This is a genomic window from Mesorhizobium sp. M8A.F.Ca.ET.021.01.1.1 (assembly GCF_003998025.1).
GTDB lineage: Bacteria > Pseudomonadota > Alphaproteobacteria > Rhizobiales > Rhizobiaceae > Mesorhizobium.
In genome coordinates, this window is record NZ_RZSJ01000983.1 from 1 (window position 1) to 1,034 (window position 1,034).

The window sequence follows — 1,034 nt, forward strand, 5'->3', positions numbered from 1 at the left end:
CCGGCGGCGCGGGCGGCCTCGATCGATGGTTTCAGCGCATTGAAATCGACGGCGGCCAGGATGATCGCCGCCGGCTTCAGCGCGATCACGTCGTTCATCTGCGATTGCTGCGCGTCGGTCTTGTTGTCGGCGTTCAGCGTCTTCATCTCGTAGCCGGTCTGTTTCAGGAACAGCTCCAGCGCGCTCACCGATCCGGTTTGGAACTCGTCGAGCAATGTCGGCACCAAGTAGTAGACAATACCCTTGGACTGGGCGAATGCCGGCGTGAGCGTGGCAAAGGCCAGTGCCAGGATACCGAAGACAGCAAGAAGTATTCGCTTCATGTCGTTGGCTCTCCCTGTTAAGCCGGACCCCTCTTTGTCCCTCAGCCCGCCGGTCCGGCACCGGCAAGCGTCTCCCCGGTGATCATGTTGATCACCGCATCGGGACTTGTCTTGTTGCGTGCGACATCGCCCGCCACGACGCCTTGCCGGATCACCACGATCCGGTCGGCGACCTGAAAAGCCTGCTGCATGATGTGGGTTATGATGACGACGCCGATACCCTGGCTCGCCACTTGGCGGATCATGTCGAGACCGCGCCGCGTCTGTTCGACGCCAAGTGCGGCGAACGGTTCGTCGAGCAGCACGAGTTTGCCGCCCCAGTGGACGAAGCGGTTAAGCTCGATGGCCTGGCGCTGGCCGCCCGAGAGGTGCTCGACATTGGTGCGCAGTGAAGGAATGCGGGTACCGGCGCTGGCCAGCGCCTTGCCGACGACAGCCTCCATGGCGCGTTCGTCGAGCACGGGAATGCCGAGCACCTTCCTCGTGATCTCGCGGCCCATGAAGAAATTGGCCACCACGTCGACATTGGTGCAGAGCGACAGGTCCTGGTAGACGGTCTCGATGCCGGCCGCCTTGGCTTCCGCCGGCGAACGGGCCAGGAACTCCTTGCCCTCGAACAGCATGCGGCCGGATGTCGGTTCGAGACCGCCCGCAATGATCTTGACCAACGTCGACTTGCCGGCGCCGTTGTCGCCGAGCAGCGCCACCACT

General features: G+C 63.2%; 2 protein-coding genes. Both read right to left on the reverse strand.

Annotated features, from left to right (window positions below; all coding sequences use genetic code 11):
- Nucleotides 1-323: substrate-binding domain-containing protein (locus tag EOA36_RS36030; RefSeq protein WP_145969536.1), on the reverse strand; the 323-nt coding region annotated here is incomplete at its 3' end.
- 41 nt (nt 324-364) lie between these two features.
- Nucleotides 365-1,034, reverse strand: a 670-nt coding sequence (locus EOA36_RS36035; RefSeq protein WP_145969537.1) for an ATP-binding cassette domain-containing protein, incomplete at its 5' end; no start/stop codon positions are given.